Origin of the sequence: Sessilibacter corallicola (assembly GCF_021290925.1) — a bacterium.
GTDB lineage: Bacteria > Pseudomonadota > Gammaproteobacteria > Pseudomonadales > Cellvibrionaceae > Sessilibacter > Sessilibacter corallicola.
On the sequence record NZ_JAJSLX010000001.1, the window covers coordinates 522,056 to 547,121 of the forward strand.

Annotated in this window: 23 protein-coding genes; 10 read left to right on the plus strand and 13 right to left on the minus strand. The window is 43.6% G+C overall.

Annotated elements, in window-relative coordinates; all coding sequences use genetic code 11:
* Positions 1 to 228: 228 nt before the first annotated feature.
* The 3 genes from LU361_RS02080 to LU361_RS02090 all read left to right on the plus strand — a co-directional run bounded on the left by LU361_RS02080 (position 229) and on the right by LU361_RS02090 (position 2,742).
* Complete coding sequence (locus tag LU361_RS02080) at positions 229 to 894, plus strand: sigma-70 family RNA polymerase sigma factor (protein WP_233086655.1); 666 nt, start codon at positions 229 to 231, stop codon at positions 892 to 894.
* A complete protein-coding gene (locus tag LU361_RS02085; protein ID WP_233086656.1) occupies positions 891 to 1,637 on the plus strand; it encodes a ChrR family anti-sigma-E factor in 747 nt (248 codons plus the stop codon). Before LU361_RS02080 ends, LU361_RS02085 begins: the two co-directional genes overlap by 4 nt.
* Positions 1,638 to 2,043: 406 nt before the next feature.
* The gene (locus tag LU361_RS02090) at positions 2,044 to 2,742 is read left to right on the plus strand and encodes a GGDEF domain-containing protein (RefSeq protein ID WP_233086657.1); all 699 of its coding nucleotides are present in this window, start codon (positions 2,044 to 2,046) and stop codon (positions 2,740 to 2,742) included.
* A 115-nt stretch (positions 2,743 to 2,857) separates the two neighbouring features.
* Here the strand turns inward: LU361_RS02090 and arfB are convergent, their stop codons facing one another.
* From arfB to apbC, 4 genes are all read right to left on the minus strand, one after another.
* Positions 2,858 to 3,289 (minus strand): alternative ribosome rescue aminoacyl-tRNA hydrolase ArfB, encoded by a 432-nt coding sequence (gene arfB, locus LU361_RS02095; protein WP_233086658.1) that lies wholly within the window; start codon positions 3,287 to 3,289, stop codon positions 2,858 to 2,860.
* Between the two features lie 2 nt (positions 3,290 to 3,291).
* Positions 3,292 to 3,636: a hypothetical protein gene (locus LU361_RS02100; RefSeq protein ID WP_233086659.1), complete on the minus strand. Its 345-nt coding sequence runs from the start codon at positions 3,634 to 3,636 to the stop codon at positions 3,292 to 3,294.
* Positions 3,637 to 3,809: 173 nt separating this feature from the next.
* The gene (dcd, locus tag LU361_RS02105) at positions 3,810 to 4,379 is read right to left on the minus strand and encodes a dCTP deaminase (protein WP_233086660.1); all 570 of its coding nucleotides are present in this window, start codon (positions 4,377 to 4,379) and stop codon (positions 3,810 to 3,812) included.
* Positions 4,380 to 4,498: 119 nt separating this feature from the next.
* Entirely contained in the window at positions 4,499 to 5,581 is a 1,083-nt protein-coding gene (gene apbC, locus LU361_RS02110) for an iron-sulfur cluster carrier protein ApbC (RefSeq protein ID WP_233086661.1), read from the minus strand.
* 194 nt (positions 5,582 to 5,775) lie between these two features.
* On the opposite strand from apbC, the gene metG reads away from it, so the two are divergent.
* Positions 5,776 to 7,821 carry a methionine--tRNA ligase gene (gene metG / locus LU361_RS02115; RefSeq protein WP_233086662.1) on the plus strand — a complete coding sequence of 682 codons (2,046 nt, stop codon included), beginning with the start codon at positions 5,776 to 5,778 and terminating at the stop codon, positions 7,819 to 7,821.
* A gap of 83 nt (positions 7,822 to 7,904) precedes the next feature.
* On the plus strand, positions 7,905 to 8,762 hold the full coding sequence (gene nadC / locus LU361_RS02120; protein ID WP_233086663.1) for a carboxylating nicotinate-nucleotide diphosphorylase: 858 nt from the start codon (positions 7,905 to 7,907) through the stop codon (positions 8,760 to 8,762).
* A 34-nt stretch (positions 8,763 to 8,796) separates the two neighbouring features.
* Here nadC and LU361_RS02125 read toward each other — a convergent pair whose 3' ends face one another.
* Both LU361_RS02125 and LU361_RS02130 read right to left on the minus strand, forming a co-directional pair.
* Positions 8,797 to 9,570 carry a hypothetical protein gene (locus LU361_RS02125; protein WP_233086664.1) on the minus strand — a complete coding sequence of 258 codons (774 nt, stop codon included), beginning with the start codon at positions 9,568 to 9,570 and terminating at the stop codon, positions 8,797 to 8,799.
* 80 nt (positions 9,571 to 9,650) lie between these two features.
* Complete coding sequence (locus tag LU361_RS02130; protein WP_286206422.1) at positions 9,651 to 10,220, minus strand: pilin; 570 nt, start codon at positions 10,218 to 10,220, stop codon at positions 9,651 to 9,653.
* 444 nt (positions 10,221 to 10,664) lie between these two features.
* Between LU361_RS02130 and pilB the strand changes: the two genes are divergently transcribed.
* The 5 genes from pilB to yacG are packed head-to-tail and all read left to right on the plus strand — an operon-like array spanning position 10,665 to position 15,397.
* The gene (gene pilB / locus LU361_RS02140) at positions 10,665 to 12,386 is read left to right on the plus strand and encodes a type IV-A pilus assembly ATPase PilB (RefSeq protein WP_233086665.1); all 1,722 of its coding nucleotides are present in this window, start codon (positions 10,665 to 10,667) and stop codon (positions 12,384 to 12,386) included.
* A 5-nt stretch (positions 12,387 to 12,391) separates the two neighbouring features.
* Positions 12,392 to 13,609 (plus strand): type II secretion system F family protein, encoded by a 1,218-nt coding sequence (locus LU361_RS02145; RefSeq protein WP_233086666.1) that lies wholly within the window; start codon positions 12,392 to 12,394, stop codon positions 13,607 to 13,609.
* 30 nt (positions 13,610 to 13,639) lie between these two features.
* Entirely contained in the window at positions 13,640 to 14,506 is an 867-nt protein-coding gene (locus tag LU361_RS02150; protein WP_233086667.1) for a prepilin peptidase, read from the plus strand.
* Positions 14,507 to 14,540: 34 nt separating this feature from the next.
* Positions 14,541 to 15,146 (plus strand): dephospho-CoA kinase, encoded by a 606-nt coding sequence (gene coaE, locus LU361_RS02155; RefSeq protein WP_233086668.1) that lies wholly within the window; start codon positions 14,541 to 14,543, stop codon positions 15,144 to 15,146.
* A 29-nt stretch (positions 15,147 to 15,175) separates the two neighbouring features.
* On the plus strand, positions 15,176 to 15,397 hold the full coding sequence (gene yacG / locus LU361_RS02160) for a DNA gyrase inhibitor YacG (protein WP_233086669.1): 222 nt from the start codon (positions 15,176 to 15,178) through the stop codon (positions 15,395 to 15,397).
* Between the two features lie 26 nt (positions 15,398 to 15,423).
* On the opposite strand, the gene mutT is transcribed toward yacG, so the two are convergent.
* From mutT to ftsA, 7 genes are all read right to left on the minus strand, one after another.
* Positions 15,424 to 15,822, minus strand: coding sequence for an 8-oxo-dGTP diphosphatase MutT (gene mutT / locus LU361_RS02165; RefSeq protein ID WP_233086670.1), 399 nt, complete (start codon positions 15,820 to 15,822; stop codon positions 15,424 to 15,426).
* A 1-nt stretch (position 15,823) separates the two neighbouring features.
* Complete coding sequence (argJ, locus tag LU361_RS02170; protein WP_233086671.1) at positions 15,824 to 17,050, minus strand: bifunctional glutamate N-acetyltransferase/amino-acid acetyltransferase ArgJ; 1,227 nt, start codon at positions 17,048 to 17,050, stop codon at positions 15,824 to 15,826.
* Between the two features lie 126 nt (positions 17,051 to 17,176).
* The gene (gene secA, locus LU361_RS02175) at positions 17,177 to 19,915 is read right to left on the minus strand and encodes a preprotein translocase subunit SecA (RefSeq protein WP_233086672.1); all 2,739 of its coding nucleotides are present in this window, start codon (positions 19,913 to 19,915) and stop codon (positions 17,177 to 17,179) included.
* Positions 19,916 to 20,010: 95 nt separating this feature from the next.
* Entirely contained in the window at positions 20,011 to 20,946 is a 936-nt protein-coding gene (locus LU361_RS02180; RefSeq protein ID WP_233086673.1) for a M23 family metallopeptidase, read from the minus strand.
* A gap of 475 nt (positions 20,947 to 21,421) precedes the next feature.
* The gene (lpxC, locus tag LU361_RS02185) at positions 21,422 to 22,333 is read right to left on the minus strand and encodes a UDP-3-O-acyl-N-acetylglucosamine deacetylase (protein WP_233086674.1); all 912 of its coding nucleotides are present in this window, start codon (positions 22,331 to 22,333) and stop codon (positions 21,422 to 21,424) included.
* A 199-nt stretch (positions 22,334 to 22,532) separates the two neighbouring features.
* On the minus strand, positions 22,533 to 23,735 hold the full coding sequence (gene ftsZ, locus LU361_RS02190; RefSeq protein ID WP_233086675.1) for a cell division protein FtsZ: 1,203 nt from the start codon (positions 23,733 to 23,735) through the stop codon (positions 22,533 to 22,535).
* Positions 23,736 to 23,825: 90 nt separating this feature from the next.
* On the minus strand, positions 23,826 to 25,058 hold the full coding sequence (ftsA, locus tag LU361_RS02195; protein WP_233086676.1) for a cell division protein FtsA: 1,233 nt from the start codon (positions 25,056 to 25,058) through the stop codon (positions 23,826 to 23,828).
* Positions 25,059 to 25,066: the final 8 nt, after the last annotated feature.

The following is a 25,066-nucleotide window of genomic DNA, read 5'->3' on the forward strand; positions in this document are numbered from 1 at the left end:
TGAAAATTTGTGACGAGCACGGAAGGTGTAAAATGACATTGTTTAAAATAAGGTTACGATCTCCCCTCTCGGAAAGATCATAATTTATATTCTTTTTAAGTAATATTTCACATTATTTGATCAATACAACACCCAAGCCCAGCGGTCGCCACCTGATTGATCCAAAATCCAGCAATTTCCGTAATAGACGACGTGATTATGCCAAGAAGCGGACTTTGGAGAATATTCGTGCTAGCGTCTAACCAACAGCAGCAGAAGCGGTTAAAAATTGTGAAGGACGACGACCATTCAACCGAGCAGTCAAACAAGAAACCGGAGTCTGGAGAAGACCGATGGACACCCTTGTTGGTGTCTGTTGCCGACAAAAATAGAGCAGCGTTTGAGCAACTTTTCAACCATTTTGCACCTTTGATTCGTGGTTACAGCCGATCCAAACCAAGCCCAACTGAAATGACGGGTTTTGCTGACGAACTGGTGCAGGAAGTTATGATAAAAATCTGGCAAAAAGCACACAGCTTTAATCCAGAAAAAGCATCAGCAAGCACATGGATTTTCACTTTAGTGAGAAACTGTCGAGTGGATATGCTGCGAAGAAACAATCGCCACAACAACCAGACATTGGAAACCGACGACATCTGGCCGATTGAGTCCGAAGATACGCCGATTACTCACTTGCAACAATCGAGAGATCAAGAGCGTTTGTTCAAGGCTGCGGAAACCTTACCGCCGGAACAAATGTCTGTAATCAGCAAGGTGTTTGTCGAAGGTAAAACACACACCGAAACAGCCAGCGAACTGGGTTTGCCGCTAGGAACGGTCAAATCTAGGGTGAGACTTGCGTTAAAGAAACTGCAAGTCATGGTCACTCATCGCATCAACGAGGTAGACCTATGAGTCAGCATCACCCATCGATTAACATGCTAGCCGAGTACTGTGCGGGAACACTCGGTATGGCAGAGGCGCTGAGCATCAGTGCCCACTTACACTACTGTCACAGTTGTAGATGCCAAGTGGAAAATCTAAATCGCTTAAACGGCACATTGCTGAGCGATGAAAATTTCAGCCAAGCATTTCAAGAGCCTTCAGCTGCCAAAGCACACACCGCGGTTAATCATGGGGAACAGAGCATCGATTCGTTGTTGCAATCGACACTCAATAGAATTGATGCCTTAGACAATCATTCATCAAGTGAAACGACGTTATCTGGCGTACCAATACAGCAAGCGAGCATCGCTAATAAAATTCGTAAAGACTTGCCACCGGTCATTGCCAAGTTAATTGTGAAACCTCGGTTCTTACGCTGGAAAAAGCTCTCTCCGGCAATGGAAGCAGCAAAGCTTTCGGCAGGGCAGAATGAGTGTGAAGTATCGCTCATCAAAATCAAGGCTGGCGGAAGAGTTCTGGAGCATGATCACAGAGGTAACGAATACACTGTTGTTTTGAGAGGAGCATTTTCAGATCAAGACGGGATTTATTCCGCTGGCGATTTTATCCACCGAAAACCCAATGAAATACACGCGCCGTGCGCTACCGCAGATGCCGATTGCTTGTGCTTAACGGTTGTCGACGCACCGTTGAAATTCACAGGATTAATTGGCTGCCTTATTAATCCTTTCATGAAATTACAGCCCAGTTAATCAACAGTTTTTGCCACCGAGTTTAGGTCTCTCAAAAATTTACTAAGGCCAAACGCTGTAATCATCGCGTTTGGTCTTAAAATCCGCTTGTTCATCCTTTTCTTATTTATCGCGCCCATGACTGAGTTAAAGTTTTGCTCGGCGGCGTTTTTCCAATAACACCAAACAGCGCGCTCTAAACAGCACTTGTTTAATATTAGGTGTCTATTATTTATCGCCTTTTTGAAAATTTAGTCAATAATGAAATTAATAAATTTTGACTAATAATCTTTCTTTTCAATAGTAAATGCTAATTGAATATTCTCTGAGAAAGAGCAAGAATTGGTGATAGGAAAGCTTCGGAATTTCAAACTAAACTGATTTAGTAGGAAGCTTCTTATCACTGCTTTTGAGATATCAACATACAATGAGTAAGAAAACTCGCAAATGTAACTGTGATTTCGCTGAAGATACATGCAAAAAAGAACCAGAGTTTGAGCAACTTAGAACACAAATTCATGATCTTCAAGAACAAATTCAACAGTTAACCGAACTGGTTAGAACCGATGCATTGACAGGTTTGTACAATCATCGTTACTTTCGGGAAGCATTGCACCGTGAGGTAGAGCGCACTCAACGAACAGGAGCTGATTGCTGCCTAGTATTAATCGACCTTGATCACTTTAAGCTCGTGAATGATACCTGGGGCCACGAAGTTGGCAACTTAGCGTTGAAGCACGCCGCCAATTTAATTCGATTTACCATTCGCCCAATGGATTTACCTTGTCGCTACGGCGGGGAAGAATTTGCGCTTTTATTCCCTTCTACCCCTCTTATTACCAGCAAACAAATTGCCGAACGTATTCGTGATATTCTGGAAAAAACACCCCTTGAATGTGAGAATCACAGCATCAAATTGACCGCTAGCTTTGGCATCGCGAGTTACTCAGCGAATAGCCTACTCACAGAAGATCAATTAATTGAAAAAGCGGATCAGCAATTGTATCTGGCGAAAAATCAAGGACGCAATCAAGTCTGCGCAGCAATATCTGAACAGAATCATTATCCTCAGGTGAGCCAAGAGGAAAAAGATTTATTAAATAATTTATTTGATAACAACCAATAAGCGAACACTCAAACACGGATCCAACCTATCCATAATCAATAACCGAGCTTTTGCGTTATTGAATGGAAATCAGCATCACCGACAACTTACCTTCTGTAATTTCTTTTGTACTAAATTACCAGTCTACTTTTTTCCGATTCACTTTAATTTTTGAACGCTTACCCTTGGATTCTAAACGCTTGAGTTTACTGGATCGGGTTGGCTTTGTGGCAATGCGTTTTTTGGGCTTGATTAACACCGATTTAATTAAAAACTGTAATCGACGAAACGCCGCATCACGATTTTTTTCTTGAGTTCGAAATTCTTGCGCTTTAATTGTTATAACACCGTCTTTTGAAATTCTCTGATCCGTTAAATTCATCAGGCGAGTTTTAATTTCTTCGGGAATGGTAGAGGTGAGTACATTGAATTTTAGATGAATGGCACTTGAGACTTTATTAACGTTTTGACCACCGGCGCCGCTGGCTCGAATATGAGTAACAGAACAATCGGCGACGTTAATAATGATATTGCGGGAGATGACGATACCTTCGGAAAACTCGCTCATGCTCAATGATTCACAGAGTCATCTTTGGGTTTAAATTCGTAGATATTACTGCCTGGGTCTTTTTCCAATGAAATGTCGACTGTTTCAGTAGATTCAGGCACCTCATCAGAAAACCAGTGATAAATCATAATAATAATTGCGGCAAATAGCGTTGCTACATAGGGAAATAAAGGCGGCAATCCCGCTCGACGGTCAATCAACAACAACATTATGAAAAAACCAACCAATCCAATCCAGCTGACCGGTTTAATGCGTTTGAGCCGTTGAAAAAAGCCCGCTTTTTTTTGCTCTGTTCTTAACAGTGCGACATCGCAGTAAGGGCAAATAAAGTTTTTCGTTGGATCCATCCAATTTTCGCATTTTGCCTGCTTATCGGAAAAAATATTTCTACAATTTGCGCATTCATACTGCATGTTTGTTTACAGGCTCCGCCTTTGAAAAACCTCTTTGTGTCATCAAGATAATTCTTCCATGAATACATCTTTTTCGTTGTTCATTAGCCTTAAAGACCAATACTGATTTAGGTTTTTGGGAGAGTAACCCCAACTTGACCCTGATACTTGCCGCCTCGATCTCGATACGATGTTGCGCAGACTTCATCGGATTCAAAAAATAGCATTTGTGCGACGCCTTCGTTAGCGTAAATTTTTGCAGGTAATGGGGTTGTATTGGAAAACTCCAGCGTCACATGACCTTCCCACTCAGGCTCAAGCGGCGTCACATTGACGATAATTCCACAGCGAGCGTACGTTGATTTACCCAAACAAACCGTCAAAATATTTCGTGGGATTCGGAAATATTCCACCGTTCTTGCCAATGCGAATGAATTTGGTGGAATAATGCACACATCACTCACCACATCAACAAAGCTGTTGTCATCAAAGTTTTTCGGATCAACGATGGCTGAATGCACGTTCGTGAAGATTTTAAATTCATTCGCACAACGGACATCATAGCCATAGCTGGAAGTACCGTAGGAGATAAGCTTTTGGCCTTCATCGTTGTATCTAACTTGGCCCGGCTCAAATGGCTCAATCATAGCCTGCTCTTGAGCCATTCGGCACATCCACTTATCTGACTTAATACTCATAACTCACTCATTACTCTTACATTACTGATTGATATGGACTCACTTGAGCCAAAGACTGGATGATAACGGCTTAACCCAATCAAACAAACACTTGCCGTGAAATTCATGGCCCCTATAGGTTAGTCATCACTGAACTCAATCACTGGGGATTGAGCCGCATCTAGCGTATTCAGCCACAATTGTGCGGATGCTTTTTGCGCAATTTGACGGTACTTCTGGCTAATTTCCGAATCGACATCTTTTACCAACGGCGACTTACCGCTGTCGGCATCCTCACGAATCGAAAGCGATAATGGTAAGCTTCCCAGTAATTGAGTGTTGTACTGTTCGCTGATTCGATCCCCACCGCCAACGCCAAAAATTGGCTCTTCATGCCCACAACTGCTGCAAATGTGCGTAGACATATTTTCTACAACACCAAGAATGGGAACATTCACTTTGGTAAACATTTCAATTCCTTTTTTAGCATCAAGCAACGCGATATCTTGAGGAGTGGTTACAATCACCGCTCCCGCCAACGGAACCTTCTGAGATAGGGTTAATTGGATATCTCCGGTTCCAGGCGGCATGTCAACGATGAGGTAATCCAGCTCTCCCCATTGGGTTTGCCCCAAAATCTGCATAAACGCACCGCTAGCCATGGGGCCGCGCCAAACCATCGGCGTTTTTTCAGTGACTAAAAATCCCATCGACATCAGTTTGATGCCGTTTGATTCAATCGGCAGAATTGTGTTGCTTTGAGCGGTCGGGCGAGTATCGCTGACGGCAAATAACTGCGGTTGGCTCGGGCCGTATATATCAGCGTCCAAAATTCCTACTTTTGCCCCTTCTGCTTGTAACGCCAGGGCCAGATTAGCGGTAGTCGTGGATTTACCGACACCCCCTTTACCTGAAGCAACCGCAATCACCTGTTTAACCTCTGCTAAGTGAGGTAGCTCCGCAACGTGTTGGCCCGTTGGCACAACCGTATCGATATCCAACTGTATTTCGCTAATGCCATCCAAAGCAGACACTTTGTCCCAAACCGCCTGAGACAACGCTTGTTTGATGTCTTCGCCAACAAAGCCCAGAATTATTACGACAGACGCCTTAGATTGATCAATAGAAACACTGGTTAAGGCATTCAGTTGCGCCAAGCTCTTCTGAGTGACTGGCTCGATAACGGATTCCACGGCTGAAATAACAGATTGTTCAACACTCATAAATTTTGATTCTTTATTCAGATAATTGATTGACGCCCTACTTTCAAAATCGCAGGGTCATAGATAACCAAACTTCCCTTCCAGATATGGTATATTTGCCCGCTATTTTAACGCGATCTCTCAAGAAACCTAGAATTGATTGATTTGCAATCGCTTTTGATTAGCCAATGCTTAATTTGCTTCACGGAAACCCTATGCAGCGACGAAGAATTCTCGTAACCAGCGCCCTTCCCTACGCGAACGGGCCGTTACATTTAGGCCATATTGTCGAAACCATCCAAACCGACATTTGGGTTCGTTACCAAAAACTGCGCGGGCACGAATGTTATTACGTCTGTGCCGACGACGCTCACGGCACAGCGATCATGCTCAAAGCCGAGCAAATGGGCATTACACCAGAAGAACAAATTGCCCAGGTAAAAGCAGATCACGAAAAAAGTTACGCAGGCTTTAATATCGGCTTTGATAACTTCCACAGCACACATTCGGATGAAAATCAGCAATATTCGGGTCTGATTTACGAGCGACTAAAAGCTAACGGTCACATTGCAACTCGATCGGTGACTCAAGCGTTCGATCCAGAGAAAAATTTATTTTTGGCCGATCGATACGTCAAAGGCACATGCCCAAAATGTAAGGCCGACGATCAGTACGGCGATAACTGTGAGAAATGTGGCGCCACCTACAGTCCAATGGATTTAATCAATCCAAAATCAGCCATCAGTGGCGCAACCCCCATAGAAAAAGATTCGGAACATTTCTTCTTCAAATTACCGGAATTTACCGACTTCTTAAAAAATTGGACTCGCGATGGTCACCTTCAAGAAGAAGTTGCCAATAAGCTTGCCGAATGGTTGGACGGCGGTTTAAAAGAATGGGACATTTCTCGCGATGCGCCGTACTTTGGTTTTGAAATTCCTGGCGAACCCGGTAAATATTTTTACGTTTGGTTGGACGCCCCAATCGGCTACATGGCTAGCTTTAAAAATCTGTGTGATCGAACGAATGACTTGGAGTTTGACGACTTTTGGCAAAAAGACTCTAACGCTGAGCTGTATCACTTTATTGGCAAAGACATCGTTAATTTCCACGCACTTTTTTGGCCAGCAATGCTGACCTCAGCAGATTTCCGCACACCCACAGCCGTTAACGTGCACGGGTTTTTAATGGTCAATGGCGAAAAAATGTCAAAATCTCGAGGCACGTTTATTAACGCTTCAAGTTATCTAGAGCATTTAGACCCTGATTATTTGCGTTATTACTTTGCCAGCAAATTAACGAATCGTGTTGATGACATTGATTTAAATTTGCAAGATTTTATCCAAAAAGTAAATTCTGATTTAGTTGGAAAGCTCGTTAATATTGCCAGCCGTACCGCAAAATTTATTCAAAAATCTGGCGGTCAATTATCAGAAACGATTGCAGATAAAGACTTGTGGCAACAATTTATCAACGCCCAAGACGTTATCGCCGACGGTTTTGAAAATCGTGAGTACGCGAAGGTAATGCGCGAGATTATGGCATTGGCTGATGCCGCGAACGAATACATCGCTGCTAAAGCACCTTGGTCATTAGCAAAAGAAGAAGGCAAAGAACAAGAAGTTTTGGATATCTGTACGCTTGGGGTCAATATGTTCCGAGTGCTAATGACTTACTTAAAACCCGTTGTTCCGGCACTGGCTGAACGCGCTGAAACTTTCTTGGGTCAACCTTTGGATTGGCAAGACAATTTGGAGTTTTTGGGTAAGGTTGAGATCAATGCCTTCAAACCGTTGTTAAAACGCGTTGAAAACACGCAAGTTGACGCGGTGATTGAAACCAACAACAAAATTTTAGCTGAGATGACAGGTTCACAAAAAACGGAATCAAAATCAGAACAGTCGGAAGAAAACTCCGAATTCGAAAGCCTTGCTGAAACCATCAATTTTGATGAATTTGCTAAAGTTGACTTACGTGTTGCTTTGATTGAAAAGGCAGAACACGTGGACGGTGCAAAAAAACTGTTGAAATTAACGCTCGATATCGGATTTGAAAAACGCACCGTTTTTTCAGGCATCAAGAGCGCTTACCAACCAGAAGATTTAGAAGGTAAATTAACGGTAATGGTTGCCAACCTTGCGCCGCGCAAAATGAAGTTTGGCTTATCGGAAGGTATGGTTCTCGCAGCCGGCCCCGGTGGAAAAGACATTCATTTACTAGAACCGCACTCTGGCGCTAAACCCGGCCAACGTATCATGTAATAACCCACTGCTGAATTCTCGCCATTGGGAATTCAGCACCTTTTTCTAAACTCAAGCCAAGCTTAACAACTGCGTTCATAACCATGATTTCTAATTTGTCCTCGCTCGAACAAGACATTCGCGATTCCGTCACTCAAGCACTGAAAGAAGATGTCGGTGACGGTGATATTACCGCCGAGCTGATTGCGGAAAATACTCAAGCCAAGGCTCGGGTAATTACACGAGAAGCTTGTGTTTTGTGCGGTAAAGCTTGGGTGGAAGAAGTCTTCCGTCAATTGGATAGCGAAGTTAACATCATTTGGAATGGTGAAGACGGCGATTTATTTCAGGAAGACGACGTTTTATTCGAGCTAGAAGGCACAGCCCGGAGTTTATTAACGGGTGAACGTGCAGCGCTGAACTTCGTGCAACTGCTTTCTGCCGTGGCAACAAAAGCAAAGTATTATTCTGAACTTGTCGCAGGCACCAACATAAAAATATTGGATACCCGGAAAACCATTCCCGGCCTACGTACTGCACAAAAATACGCAGTCACCTGCGGTGGCTGTTTTAATCATCGCATTGGATTATTCGACGCGTTTCTGATTAAAGAAAATCATATTTCTGCGTGCGGCGGCATCGAAAAAGCAGTAACCACAGCGAAAGCCCTCTACCCAGAGAAGCCCGTTGAAATTGAGGTTGAATCGCTGGAAGAGTTTGAAATTGCGGCGGCAGCGAAAGCTGACATTATTATGTTGGATAACTTCACATTAACGGACTTGAAAACAGCGGTTGCTCTCAATAAAGAAAAATACGACGCTTATTCTAAGTTAGAAGCTTCTGGCGGGGTAAACAACAAAACACTTCGCCCCATTGCAGAAACAGGTGTTGATTTTGTGTCGGTTGGCGCTTTAACAAAAGACTGCAAAGCCATCGATTTATCAATGAGAATTCTGTGGTAGGAATTTTCCTCCCACAGATGCATTACCCAGAGTATTAGTTAGCACTTCCCCAAGGTTCAATAGGAAAATATTGAGCCTTGCTAATGTCTTTATTGGGAAAGACAACCACCCAGGCACCAAATCTGTGTGTTACCGGCAACCAAACAAAATCTTCTTTTGGCAACTCTTCAAATACTTCCGATGGATTATTGGCTTTGACAGTTTCTGATAACAACAAGCCTTTATCAAAACTTCTTTCAATAAGCTCTTTATTTTTACACTCCCGATAGTACTTCGGAAACATCTGAATGTCTTTGCCATCAATGGCAGAGAAAATTAAATCGGATTTTTCTTGAGGGTCGGCTGGACTCTCTGTACAAACATCTAATGGCCCAAACCAGCTTTTTTGAGCGTATTTATCGTCACTCGCCGCTTTTAAATCTTCATCATCAAGCTCAAACGCACTTACTACTTCTATCCTATCTTTAACAAAGGCCAATACAACGGGCCGAGAATCTGCAACCGTTGACACGCCGTAAACCAATGCGGCAACTTGAATAACACCGATAATGGAGTAATCACGAATCAGTTCCGAACGTGGCTTTTTCGGGTTAAAAATTACCAAAGACATTAAAGGCCCAAGGCAAATTTCCACGATCAGTACCAACTGGTACAACTCAACGCCACCGAGCATTGACGAAAGTTTTCCGGGAAACCAAATATGGAAAACTAAGACGCCGGAACATAAGGCGATTAACAAGGTAACCAATAAATGGAAACCTGCTGCCTTAAACTTCAGTAACAGTAATGATTGAGTAGATAGAGACACTTTAGGCACAAATATTTATAAGGTTAATCAAAAAAGGCCTCTATCAAGAGGCCTTTTTATATTTCTTAGCAAACTAAGAATTAAGCGCGACATTCACCTGGAGCAACGTTTTGAGGTAAGGTGCCTGTTGTCGCACCGCCTATGATCCCAGCTTTACCAGCTGCGTAACAGGTCCAAATGATAGCACCATCTGGGCGAGAACCGGCCATCAAAGCAGCACCACCTGCCGTAGGCTGTAGGACAAGTGTGAAGTTATCCGTACCACCAGAAACACGATTACTAAAAGTGACAGTAACTAAACCGGTAGCAGTAGTAATGTCAATTGAGTTAACGTTTGGCGAAGTACCTGCTGTAGCTCCCTCATCACCAACCTGCTGAGTACAATTCGCGCCAGAAGTACATGGAGTCAGCGACCCTAAAGTACCTTGAGGATAACCAGAACCAAGACCACCCCTTGCCGCAGGAATTGTATTCGCAGCATTATCCATTACAACAACTTTAGCTTCAGCAGCTAATGCCAAACCTTCAGATACACGTGAACGAGTGGTGTAGTCTTGGTAAGCAGGAAGCGCAACCGCCGCCAAAATGCCGATAATCGCAACAACGATCATCAATTCAATCAGTGTAAAACCCTTTTGCACTTTTTTCATTTTGAATCATCTCCGAGAAAGAATAAGTAGAACCTGCAATCCGTTCGCAGTTGTTCACAGGTTACCCCTACAGTAGCAATGGGTAGGCCAAGATGAAAAGTCGTTAAAAATCGGGATTATTTGTCCAATAAAAAAACATTCTTTTATTTGGGGTTAACTTTTGACGCCAAACTGACAAATTTTGTCGAACACCACCCGACAAAATTTGTCACAAGTTGACTGCGACAACATGAATATTTTCACTATTGATAAGTAATAACGTTCTTAAGCTTTAAAATCAGCTTTTGCCGACAGTTATTCACGAACTGCCAATCTTACCGGCTTGAAGTAAAAAGATGATGAGTTAGGGTGCTAAGCTCAGAAATTGCTAGTATTCTTAATAATCTACTTTAAGTTTGTCTATTTTCAGCCAACTAAGCTCTTAACGAACAGTTCCCAGTTTCTATGAATCAAAATACCGTTCAACTCAATGGTCTTGCCAAACGCTTAGTGAGCGACGGCACCCTTTCGGAAGACGACGCCAAAACTGCTGTTACCAATTCTAATGCAGAAAAAATTCCCCTGGCTTGGTATTTATCCAATGCTCAGTTAGCCTCGTCCTCTCAGATTGCTCAAACCGCTGCCGATGAATTTGGCACTCCCGTTTTTGACATTGACTCTCTGCGGTTAGATTCCATCCCACGTGGTTTGATCGACAATAAGCTGGTTGAAAAGCATCACACACTGCCCTTATTCAAGCGGGGAAATCGCCTGTTTGTCGGAGTATCAGACCCTACTGATCTGGCCGCCATTGATGAGATTAAGTTTAATACCGGCTTAAGTACCGACGCCATTCTTATAGAACCTGACAAATTACAGAAAGCTATCGAGGCTTATTTAAACCAGGAAGATGGCATCAATAACATTGAGGGCCTTGATGACGAAAGCCTGGAAGACTTAGATGTAGAGGCGGTTAGCGACAAAAGCGATAGCGAAGATGACACCTCTGAAGCCGACGAAGCCCCTATTGTTCGATTCTGTAATAAGGTATTACTTGACGCTATTAAATCTGGTGCATCTGATATTCACTTTGAACCCTACGAAAAGGCTTATCGAGTAAGATTTCGACGCGACGGCATCTTAGTCGAAGTTGCACGCCCACCAGTCAATCTAGCCACCAAAATTTCAGCGCGCTTAAAAGTCATGTCGCAAATGGACATCAGTGAACGTCGAGTTCCACAAGATGGCCGAATTAAAATGAAAATTTCCAAAAACCGGGCAATTGATTTCCGGGTTAACTCCCTGCCTACGCTTTTTGGCGAAAAAATCGTTTTACGAATTCTTGACCCCAGTAGCGCCAAGTTAGGTATTGATGCCTTGGGTTATGAGGCCGACCAAAAGCAAATCTACTTAGATGCGTTGGATCAACCACAAGGGATGATTCTCGTAACAGGGCCAACGGGCTCAGGTAAAACTGTTTCACTTTATACTGGCCTTAATATTCTGAATACAGAAGAACGCAATATCTCTACTGCCGAAGATCCAGTGGAAATTAACCTGGAGGGTATCAACCAGGTTAATATGAACTCAAAAGTTGGGTTAACGTTCGCAGAATCGCTGCGGTCCTTTCTTCGACAAGATCCAGACATCGTTATGGTTGGGGAAATTCGAGATTTAGAAACCGCAGAAATTGCTATCAAAGCAGCACAAACTGGTCACTTGGTGTTATCTACTCTGCATACCAACAGCGCTCCCGAAACCTTAACTCGACTGCTCAATATGGGGGTTCCTGCGTTTAACGTGGCAACCTCGGTCAGCGTTATTATTGCTCAGCGCCTTGCTAGGAGACTGTGTTCAAACTGCAAACGTCCCGCCGATGACATCCCAGATGAAATCCTTTCCCAGGAAGGCTTTGACGACATCGGCATGGACCGTTCAGAAATTGAACTTTACCACCCAGTCGGTTGCGCTAATTGCAACAATGGTTATAAGGGCCGGGTTGGTGTATATGAAGTCGTTCGCATCACCGATTCAATTTCAAGGATTATAATGGAGGGCGGCAATGCAATTCAGATTGCCGACCAAGCACGAAAAGAAGGCTTTAATAATTTAAGGATCTCAGCGTTGAGAAAAGCCGCTTTCGGGGTTACCAGCCTTGAAGAAGCTAACCGAGTTACGAAGGATTAAGATCCATGGCAACCGCTACAAACGATTCAGTATTTACCTACAAGGGTGTTGATCGCAAAGGCAACAAGATTCAGGGCGAGCTCAAAGGCGCCAGCTCTGCTCTCGTTAAAGCCCAATTGCGAAAGAAAGGGATTGTACCTGGCCAAGTAAGAAAAAAAGCCAAGCCTCTGTTTGGCAGTGGGCAAAAAGCCCTAAAGCCTCAAGATATCGCCATTTTTACACGACAAATGGCGACTATGATGAAAGCAGGTGTGCCTTTGGTACAAAGCTTCGAGATTGTGGCTGACGGCCTTGAAAATGCAACCCTCAAAGCACTGGTTTATGAAATCCGTGACGACGTAGCAACCGGTAACGGATTTGCCGCTGCTCTTGCAAAACACCCTAAATATTTCGATGAGCTATTTTGCAATCTTGTCGATTCCGGTGAGCAGTCGGGTGCACTTGAAACCATGCTCGATCGGATTGCCACCTACAAAGAAAAAACCGAGGCCATGAAGGCCAAAATCAAAAAAGCCCTAACATACCCAATAGCCGTTGTTGTGGTTGCTTTGGTAGTAACGGGGATTTTGCTGGTTAAGGTTGTACCCCAATTTGCGGAAACATTCGCAAGCTTCGGTGCTGATTTACCGGCATTTACGCTCTTTGTATTAAACCTCTCTGAAACTGTCCAGCAGTGGTGGTTGATTATCTTAGTATGCGTGGTTGCTGGTGTGTATGCATTTGTTCAGGCCAAGAAGCGCTCAGTGCCCTTTGCCCGAATTGTAGATCGCTATATGGTTAAGCTGCCCATTGTTGGTAGTATTGTTTATGAATCTATTATCGCTCGCTTTGCACGAACCCTTTCAACAACATTTGCGGCGGGTGTTCCACTGATTGACGCGTTGACTTCGGTCTCTGGCGCAACAGGCAACTTAATCTACGAAGAAACCACGTTGAAAGTGCGTGATGAAGTTGCAACCGGTGTGCAACTAAATGTGTCTATGAGAGCTACCAATCAGTTCCCTTCAATGCTTATCCAAATGACAGCAATTGGTGAAGAATCTGGTGCGCTGGATGAAATGCTTGATAAAGTTGCGACTTTTTACGAAGATTCGGTTGACAACCAAGTGGATAACCTCAGCACTTTGCTTGAACCGCTGATTATGGCAGTTCTTGGTATTCTTGTAGGCGGATTGATGGTTGCGATGTACTTGCCAATCTTCCAAATCGGCCAAGCAATTTAAACAGCAAAGTTTTCAAAGCAGTAGAATTAAATGGAAGTACTTTTTTCTCAACCGCTGGTGTTAATACCGGCGGTTCTTATTTTGGGGCTCGTAGTCGGCAGCTTTTTAAACGTTGTTGTTTACCGCCTGCCAATAATGATGGAACGTCAGTGGAAATCTGAGTGTTGTGAGTTTTTAGAAATCGCTGATTCAGAAAAAAAACAAGAACCATTTAATTTAGTGGTCCCCAATTCTACATGTCCTAATTGTGGCCATAAAATCCAACCCTGGGAAAATATTCCTATTATCAGCTACCTATTTCTAGGCGGCAAATGTTCCAATTGTAAGACGCGTATCTCAATACGATACCCGTTAGTTGAGCTGGCAACAGGTATTTTTTCAGCAATTGCCGCTTGGCAACTCGGTTATGGCCCCGGCTTGCTGCCTGCTTTACTGTTTACTTGGTGTTTAGTCACACTCACGCTAATTGATGCAGACCATAAACTTCTTCCTGACAACATTACTTTACCGCTTCTTTGGTTAGGCTTATTGGTTAACAGCCAAGGGATATTTACCGATTTAACCAGCGCAGTATTCGGTGCTGCAGCCGGTTATCTAGTTCTCTGGAGCGTATATTGGTTATTTAAAATCCTTCGAGGAAAAGAAGGAATGGGTTATGGTGATTTCAAATTACTTGCAGCACTTGGCGCTTGGTGCGGATGGCAGCAACTTGCGTTAATAATCATATTCTCTGCTGGTGTTGGAGCTATCCTTGGGGCACTGTTTCTAATGTCAAAAGGGAAAGATAAAAGCGAACCCATTCCCTTCGGACCATTCTTAGCCATTGCTGGGTGGATAGCTTTCCTTTGGGGAGACAGCATTGTTAACAGCTATACTGCTTTTTTGATCGATCAATAGCAGCGTACAATAATGAACCATCTTATAATGTGTCATGAGTAAATTCGTTGTAGGTTTAACCGGCGGTATTGGCAGTGGAAAGTCCGCCGCCAGTTCTCACTTTGAATCCTTGGGAATCCGTTGTGTAGATGCCGATATTGTCTCTAGAGAGGTAGTATTACCAGGAACTAGAGCACTCTCAGAAATCGAAAAGCATTTTGGTAATAATGTTATTGATAATCAGGGAGAATTAAACCGAAAAATACTCCGTGAAATAATTTTTCACGATCCCGATGAAAAAGTATGGCTTGAAAAGTTACTACATCCCTTGATTCGCGAGCGAATTCAATTGCTGATTGCGAATTCTAAGAGCCCTTACACCATTCTTAGCTCACCATTACTGATCGAAACAAAACAACATCTGCAGACTGATTACGTACTCGTAGTTGATGTTCCTGAGGATACACAACTGAGTCGCACACTGAAAAGAGATGGTGGTAATGAGAAGACGATAAAATCAATTCTCTCCAATCAACTGAGTCGCACACAACGGCTTAAATACGCCGATGACATTATCGACAATTCTACTGACCTAAAAACACTCCACGCCCAAGTTGAAAGCTTACACAAAAAGTATTTGGATTTAGCGTCAAAAAAGTAACTGCCAACCCGTTTAAAATAGGTACAAACGTGAGTAAACCAACAAAAATTCAATGCCCAAACTGTCAAACATCAATTACTTGGAGCGATGAATTCCCAGACCGCCCATTTTGTAGTGAACGCTGTAAACTCATTGATTTAGGAGAGTGGGCTAGCGAAAATCATAAAATTCCCGGCAGCCCTAATTACGATGACGTTTTAAGCGGTGACTTGGATTTAATGGCAGAAAACCCTAATAAACATCTCCATTAACTCTAAGAACGGTATTTAATCAGACGCTAAAATACGTCAGAATTTAAAATTGCCTCAACAATTTCGACATTTGCCTTGGGAAATTCGAAAGATGTAATAGTTTCTCTCGTCGCCCACTCAAGCGGTTGCCCTTCCACGCCTTTGGGAACACCAGAAAATTGATCAACCCACCAAACATCCAATTTAACTTGCTTGTCCGAATAATCGTGAACAATTTCAATCAAAGGCTGAGATGACAACACAGTGATTGCCAACTCTTCATTTAATTCCCGCGATAACGCTTTTTGAACGGATTCACCATTTTCAACCTTACCGCCTGGAAATTCCCACAAACCGCCCTGATGTTGATGACTTGCCCGCTTTGCTAATAAAATTTTTCCCTGCTGGACAATAACCCCTACAGCAACGTGAATTCGTTTAGCCATATTAAGAACGATACTCCGCATTAATTTTTACGTAATCGTAACTTAAATCCGTTGTCCAAACGGTTTCTTGAGAATCCCCTCTGCGCAAATTAATGCGAATCTCAATTTCTTGCTCAGACATCACTTTTGCACCAGCTTCTTCAACGTAAGATTCAGCCCGCCCACCACTGGCAACAATTAAAACATCACCCAAATAAACATCAATTTTTGAAACATCCAATCCCTGAACACCAGCGTAGCCAATCGCAGCAACAATACGTCCCCAATTCGGATCACTGGCAAACAAGGCAGTTTTCACCAAGGGTGATTGTGCAACAGAATAAGCAACTCGCAGCGCTTCTTTTGAAGATTCAGCATTTTCCACAACTACCGATACTAATTTAGTCGCCCCTTCACCATCGGCTACAATTGCCTTCGCAATTTCTAACAGAACATCGTTTAATGCACTTGTGAATAGCTCGAACAATTCCGAATTATTTTCGTTAACCTCAATGGATGTGCCCGTTGCAACCAGCACACAAGAGTCATTCGTTGAGGTGTCACCATCGACGGTAATACGATTAAAGCTCTTCTCAACACCTTCAGCTAATAATTTTTGTAATAGACCTTTTTCAACTTGTGCGTCAGTTGCAACATAACCCAACATTGTCGCCATGTTAGGTTTAATCATTCCAGCACCTTTACTGATACCGGTAATATTGATTACTTGACCTTGATATTCAATTTTTCGGCTAGCGCCTTTTGGACGAGTATCTGTAGTCATGATGGCACGACCAGCCGCGTCCCAATTGTCTTCTGACAAATTGTTAATCGCATCGGGTAATGCGTTAAGAATTCGATCCGTCGGCAAGTGTTCGCCAATCACACCGGTTGAGAACGGCAATACTTGATCAACATTCACATCAATTAGATCAGCTACTTTTTGATTAATTGCTTGGGCATCAGCTAAACCTTGGTCACCCGTGCAAGCATTAGCATTACCGGAGTTTGTCACCAGGATTCGAATATTATTTTTAAGGTTTTCTCGGCAAATCAGCACCGGTGCAGCACAAAAAGCGTTTTGAGTAAAAACTCCAGCTACGGTGCTGGTGTCAGGAAACATCATTACCGTAATATCATCTCTCGTCGGTTGAGATGGGTTAGCCCCTTTGACATCGGCAAAAGAAGTACCTAATGAAAACCCATTAACTGGATTCATTTCAGGAAATGTGGAATTACCAACAGCCATGATTGCCCCTAAAAATACGTGTATAAAATATAAGCTTTATTTTATTTGAATTTCAGTGTCTATAAAACGAAAAAAACCACCCGAGCTTTAAACCAGGGTGGCTTTTAAAGACACGCTAAAAGTTTATTAAGACAAACGTCCGTGGCAGTGCTTGTATTTTTTGCCCGAACCACAAGGACAAGGATCGTTGCGGCCAACCTTAGGCTCAGTTCGTCTTAACGGCGCAGCTGCTGCTGGCTCTTCACTTTCAGGAGCGGGTTCATTCAGAGAATTAGCCTGAGCATGCTCCATTTGAAGCGCCATATTTTCTTGCATCTCACGCTGGCGACGTTCAATTTCCTCGATTTGTTCTCGTGTAATCGGCTCAACTCGCGCTAGCATTTTGGTCACTTCTAGCTTGACGTTATCCAACAAACTCTGGAACAACTCAAATGATTCACGCTTGTATTCTTGCTTCGGATTTTTCTGAGCATAAGCACGCAAGTTAATACCTTGGCGCAAATGATCCATGTTGGCCAGATGTTCTTTCCACAACTGATCCAACACCTGAAGCATAACTCGACGTTCAACATCAACGATGACTTCACCGAAGCGTTCACACTTTTCTTTCCAATTCTGATCAGCTGCTTCTTGAATCTTCGCTAACAACGACTCTTCGTGAAGCGACTTATCTTCTTCAAGCCAAGATTGGATAGGTAATTTAAGCCCTAATTCGTTCTCCAAATTTTGCTCAAGCTCCGGAATATCCCATTGCTCTTCAACACTTTGAACAGGAACCGAACTCTGATAGATATCGCGAATCACATCTTGGCGAATTGCATTAACGGTATCAGAAATAGCATCAGCGTCTAGAAGTTCATTACGCTGCTGATAAATAACTTGGCGTTGGTCGTTAGCAACATCATCGTATTCAAGCAATTGCTTACGAATGTCGAAGTTTCTGCCTTCAACTTTTCTTTGAGCTTTCTCAATAGCGTTATTTACCATTTTTGCTTCAATGGCTTCGCCTTTTTCCATGCCCATCGCTTTCATAATGTTGCGAACGCGATCAGACGCAAAAATACGCATCAGACTATCTTCCAATGAAAGATAGAAGCGAGTCATTCCCGGATCACCTTGGCGACCAGAACGACCACGGAGCTGATTATCAATTCGGCGAGATTCATGCCGTTCAGTACCAATAATGTGTAAACCACCATTATCAAGCACTTGCTGATGACGCTCTTTCCATTCAGACTTTATTTTTTCAATTTGCTCGTCTGTTGGGTTATCCAGTTCGGCGACTTCTGCTTCCCAATTCCCACCCAAAACGATATCCGTACCACGACCAGCCATATTAGTAGCGATAGTTACCGCTCTAGGGCGGCCCGCCTGCGCAATAATTTCAGCTTCTTTCTCGTGGAATTTAGCGTTAAGAACTTGGTGTTTGATACCCGCTTTGTTGAGACGAGCAGACATAATCTCTGACGTTTCAATCGACGCCGTTCCCACAAGTACAGGCACGTCTTTGCCCATACAGTGCTTAACGTCATCAACAATGGCGTCGTACTTTTCTTCTAACGATAGGAAAACCAAATCGTTTAAGTCTTCACGAGCGATAGGTTTGTTAGTTGGTATAACGACAACATCCAATCCATAGATTTGGTGAAATTCTACGGCCTCAGTATCTGCAGTACCGGTCATACCACTGAGTTTTTTATAGATACGGAAGTAATTTTGGAATGTCGTGGAGGCCAATGTTTGACTTTCATTTTGAATCTGCAAGCCCTCTTTGGCTTCCAAGGCTTGATGCAAACCTTCCGATAAACGACGCCCAGGCATTGTACGGCCAGTATGCTCATCAATCAGCATAACCTGGTTATTTTCGACAATGTAGTGAACGTTTTTATGGAACAAAGTGTGGGCACGCAACGCTGCGTGAACATGATGCAATAAACCTAGGTTTCCTGGGGAATACAGGCTATCGCCTTCCTCAAGCAGACCGTTACTGACTAACAGATTCTCAATTTCCTGGTGACCAAGCTCCGTTAAATCAACTGATCGACTTTTTTCATCGACCAAATAATGCCCTGGGGTGATATTTTGGCTCTCAGGATCATCCTCTTTGATCTCACCTTCTTGTGACTTTAAAAGAGGAATCAATTGATTTATTGAACGGTAAAGAGCAGAACTGTCTTGTGCCGCACCTGAAATAATTAACGGCGTTCGGGCCTCATCAATCAGGATTGAGTCGACTTCGTCGACAATTGCAAAATTGAGCGGTCGCTGAGATTTGTCTTCATTACTCAACGCCATATTATCGCGCAGATAATCAAAACCAAATTCATTATTGGTTCCGTAGGTAATATCGGCAGCGTAAGCGTCTTTTTTCTCATCCGGGTCTTGCATGGAATAAATGCTGCCAACTTCCATACCCAACGCGTTGTACAAAGGTGTCATCCACTGAGCATCGCGTCGCGCCAAGTAATCGTTAACCGTTACTACGTGCACACCAGCGCCACTGAGCGCGTTGAGGTACACCGGAAGCGTTGCCATTAATGTTTTACCTTCACCCGTGCGCATCTCAGCAATGCGACCCTCATGTAAGGTAATACCACCAATCATTTGGACGTCAAAGTGACGCATTTCCATAGCTCGCTTGCCAGCTTCACGCACCAATGCAAACGCTTCAGGTAATAGCTGGTCTAGAGTTTCACCTTTTTGGAAACGAGACTTGAACTCTTCTGTCTTTTCCTTGATTCCTTCGTCGGATAGCTTGACATATTCTTCTTCTAACGCATTGATTTTCACGACTGTACGTCGCATGCGCTTCACTTCTCGATCATTTTTTGTACCAAAAACGGCTTTAAAGGCTTTTCCTAACATTTCTTTTTCCATAAAAAAGCATTGGGGCAGCTTGGCTACCAATGGGCGCCAAGTAAACAGGAAGGTGCTTGCAGAAGCAAGCGATAGGAGGAATTTTACCGTCGGTGAGTTCGGTGAATATACGAAGAAGGATCTACAGCACGGCCATTTTTGTAGACTTCAAAATGGACATGAGGGCCTGTTGAACGACCACTACTGCCCATAAGAGCAATAACTTGGCCTTTTTTAACAACATCGCCAACTTTGACCAGATTCTTGTTATTGTGAGCGTAACGAGTAGAAAATCCAGAGCCGTGGTTAATTTCAACCATCTGGCCGTATCCGCTGCGATCACTGGACCAAGTGACCACACCTGATGCCACAGCAATAATATTTGAATCAAACTTACCAGCGAAATCGACACCACTGTGCCAAGCAATTTTGCCATTGAACGGATCCGTTCGACGCCCAAAGCGGGAGGACATCCAACCTTTTTCTATGGGTCGGCCTGCGATAAAGACATCGTTTTGTATCTTACGGTTTGCAATGAGCGCCTCAAGCGTCTCTAATTGCTGCTCTCGATCTTCTATTTGTCGGGAGAGATCATCGATGACATCAACGAAACTTGGGGGGACAAAATCGGCAGTTTCTTCGGTTATTTCGGGGCCGCCCAGTGCAGGACGCTGACTGAAATCGAATTCTCCAGAATCCAATTTGGCTAATGTTGTCAAACGCTCACCTAGAGCGTCCATACGTACCAAACGGGCCTGAAGTTCAGCGACTCTTAAGGTTAGTGCTGCTAGATTTTCTTCAGTTTCTCGTTTGCTTTCAGAAATTGCTTGTTTTTGTTCTTCTAAGGTAGAGCGCCATGCGTGAGCGGTCTCTTGATCTAAGATATCAGACTGATCGCCCGATGTGATCATCGACCCTAAGTAAGCGCCCACACCCAAAGGCATACCGAGAATACAAAGTGAGAGAACAGCTCGCGTCCAACCACTCATATTGTAGGTTTTCGTGGCTTTGTTTTGTTTTCCGACAACAATAATTTTCATAGCTTACAAAGCGTAAAAACCTAGCTTCTCTAACCAACTGATAAAACAAACACAGAAAAATTCATTTAAGTTCTTGCCTTATTCCCTCAAGTAGTCGCGAATTCCCTCGCATATGACAAGAGATAATGCCAAATCGAGATTCGGGATACAACAACGTATGTGTGGAATTAATGAAGTTTATAGAGAAACGTTAAGGTTAGTAAATCCTGCAATTAAAATACTTTGCGGTTATCCACATTAAATTATGGTCAACCAGACCAAATTGTTCAATTAACAAACAAAAAATAAGGGGTTAGGCAATATTGAAGAGTCTGAGCAAGAACTAAGTGAAATAAGTAAACCAGAGAGGCAGAGTATGCTGGAAAAACAATAAGCTGGAAGCGATTTGGATGGAAAATACGCGTTAGAACTTCTTTTTCAGTTATCCGTGAGCCTCAATTTGAATCATTAAGGCCCAGGACAAATAAACTGTATCTTATGAAGCAGCCATCATTGGCTTAATGTAAGAAATCGGTGATGTTGCCTCTTCAAAAGTGACAACTTCCCAAGCACTTTTCTGTTTCAGAAGCTCTCGCAGAAGTTTGTTGTTCAGGGCATGACCTGATTTGTGGGCTCTAAACTCACCAATCAAGCTATTGCCTAGAAGATACAAATCACCAATTGCGTCTAGGATTTTGTGTTTTACAAACTCATCCTCATAGCGCAAGCCGTCTTCGTTAAGAATACGGTATTGATCAACAACGATTGCGTTATCAACGCTACCGCCTTTTGCTAAGCCTTTGGAGCGCAAATATTCGAAATCACGTGTAAAACCAAAAGTTCTAGCTCTACTGACTTCCTTAACAAAAGAGGTACTGGAAAAATCAACCTCGGCACTTGCCACTCGATCATGGAAAACTGGGTGATCGAAATCAATGCTAAAGGCCACTTTGAATCCATCAAACGGGATGAATTCAGCGACCTTATCACCTTCCGAAATGGAAACCTTTCGCTTAATGCGAATAAATTTCTTGGCAGCTGACTGCTCTTCGATTCCAGCGGATTGAATCAAGAAAACAAACGGCCCCGCACTGCCATCCATAATAGGAACTTCAGGAGAGCTCACTTCAACGATAGCGTTATCAATGCCAAGACCCGCCATTGCTGACAACAAATGCTCAACGGTAGAAACACGCACATCGCCTTTCATCAGGGTAGTGGAGAGGGTCGTGTCACCTACATTTTCAGCTTTTGCAACTATATCCACCGGCGGACTCAAATCTGCTCGGCGAAAAATAATACCAGTATCAACAGGTGCGGGTTTTAAAGTGAGATACACTTTTTCACCAGTGTGCAAACCAACACCAGTGGCGCGAATAGCATTTTTTAATGTCCGCTGTTTTATCATCGAAAAGACGAAACTCCAATGTGGCACCAAAACAATAAGTCAGAATTATTCTGGAGCGGGGCTAAAATTGACGGCAATACTACCAGAGTTGTAATACTGACACCATTGAACTGAATGACAGCCCAACAGACTCACAAAACTCAGTTAAGTTCTGATCAAGTATTAAACAACCTGTCACTATTTACCGTAATCTTATCGATTAATCTGCCTGACGTCTCAAAAATGCCGGGATATCCAAGTATTCAAGATCGCGCTCATCAATGGCCTTGTTCTTTGCAACGGAACCTGGAGCTGATTTTCCAGCGGCGGCATTCTCACGAGCTTGTTGCTTGCGCATAATCGTTGGACGATCAAGCTTATTGTAGTCAGGCGTTCCCGATTGAACGGCTGAGTTATCAATAACCTTGCTCATATTTTTTTCTTTAGGAGTCACAGGCAACTCAATGGCACTGCCAAGTCCTGTTGCAACTACAGTTACACGCAATTCACCTGACATATCAGGATCGATAACCGTACCGACAACCACGGTAGCATCATTAGAAGCAAACTCCTCAACGGTATCACCTACCTCAGAGAACTCACCCAAGGACAAATCCATACCTGCGGTAATATTAACCAAGATACCACGAGCACCTTCTAGGTTGATATCGTCAAGTAATGGGCTTCGAATCGCAGCTTCTGCAGCTTCTCGAGCTCGGTTTTCACCTTTAGAGTGACCAGTACCCATCATAGCCATGCCCATTTCGGACATCACCGTGCGAACGTCAGCGAAGTCGACGTTGATCATTCCTGGGCGGATAATCAGATCCGCGATACCTTGAACGGCGCCCAACAATACGTCGTTAGCTGCTTTGAACGCATCTAGCAACGAAGTGGCACTGCCGAGTACCGACAATAACTTCTCGTTAGGAATCGTAATTAATGAATCCACTCGCTCTTCAAGCTCAGTAATACCAAGCTCAGCGATTTTCATGCGCTTTTTACCTTCAAACGGGAATGGTTTAGTCACCACAGCAACCGTTAGAATGCCCATTTCACGAGCAATTTCGGCAACTACTGGTGCACCACCGGTACCGGTACCACCACCCATACCTGCGGTGATGAACACCATATCGGCGCCGGACAAGACTTCAGCGATACGATCGCGATCTTCCATTGCTGCCTGGCGTCCAACATCTGGGTTAGCGCCGGCACCCAAACCTTTGGTCATACCTTGACCAAGTTGTAGCACGGTTCGTGTGTCAACATTTTTAAGTGCTTGGGCGTCGGTATTCGCACAAATGAACTCCACACCTTCGATGTGACTTTCAATCATGTGCTTAACGGCATTACCACCACCGCCACCAACACCAACAACTTTAATTACTGCATTCTGAGGAATGCTGTCTACCAGCTCGAACATAACGTCCCCTCTCTTTTTTCTCTATTAACTTAGCGAATTAACGCTTTACCCTGATGAAACTCGGTCAAAGATATCTTTGACGAAATTCTTTTACATATTGGAATCGAACCACTTTTTGATTCGACCCCAAACATTTTCTGACGGCTTTTCTACCTGTCCGCGTCGGCCGTCAATGTGTGTTTTCATTCCGTACAACAACAAACCGACGCCGGTTGAATAAATTGGGTTATCAACAATGTCTGATAGCCCCCGAATACTGTGCGGTGAACCCAGGCGAACTGGCATATGAAAAATTTCTTCTGCCAATTCAACAACGCCTTCCATTTTTGACGTGCCACCGGTTAACACAATGCCTGCTGCAACTAAGTCTTCGTATCCGCTGCGACGCAACTCTGCTTGGATTAAGGTAAACAACTCGTCGTAACGAGGTTCAACCACCTCAGCCAGCGCTTGTCGTGATAAATCACGTGGCTTGCGATCACCAACGCTGGGTACTTTTATACTTTCGTCATCACCGGTGAGCTTCGCCAATGCACACGCATACTTAATTTTGATGTCTTCGGCGTGCGGTGTAGGTGTTCTTAGGGCCATTGCAATATCGTTGGTAACTTGGTCACCCGCAATTGGGATAACACCCGTGTGACGAATCGCGCCTTCACTGAACACTGCAATATCGGTAGTGCCACCACCGATATCCACCAAACACACACCTAGTTCTTTTTCGTCTTCGGTTAGAACCGAATAGCTGGAAGCGAGCTGTTCCAAAATAATGTCTTCGACTTCCAAACCACAACGACGAATACACTTTTCAATATTTTGTGCAGCATTTACTGCACAAGTAACCAGATGAACCTTGGCTTCCAAACGAACTCCCGACATACCGAGTGGTTCTTTAACGCCTTCTTGTTCATCAATTAAATATTCTTGCGGCAAGATATGGAGTATTTTTTGATCTGCAGGAATCGCAACTGCCTGCGCCGCATCAATAACTCGATCTAAATCTTGCTCAAGTACTTCGCGATCTTTAATTGCGACAATACCGTGTGAATTAAGACTACTGATGTGGCTACCAGCAATCCCCACATACACCGAGTGAATCTGGCAACCTGCCATTAACTCAGCTTCTTCAACAGCGCGTTGGATCGATTGCACGGTCGACTCAATATTAACGACAACACCTTTTTTAAGTCCTGTCGATTTATGAGAACCAATACCAATAATTTCCAATTCACCTTCTGGCGATACTTCACCCACGATGGCAACCACCTTGGAAGTACCTATATCCAAGCCAACAATCATGCGGTTGTCAGGGGCATTTGCCATTTTTTAGT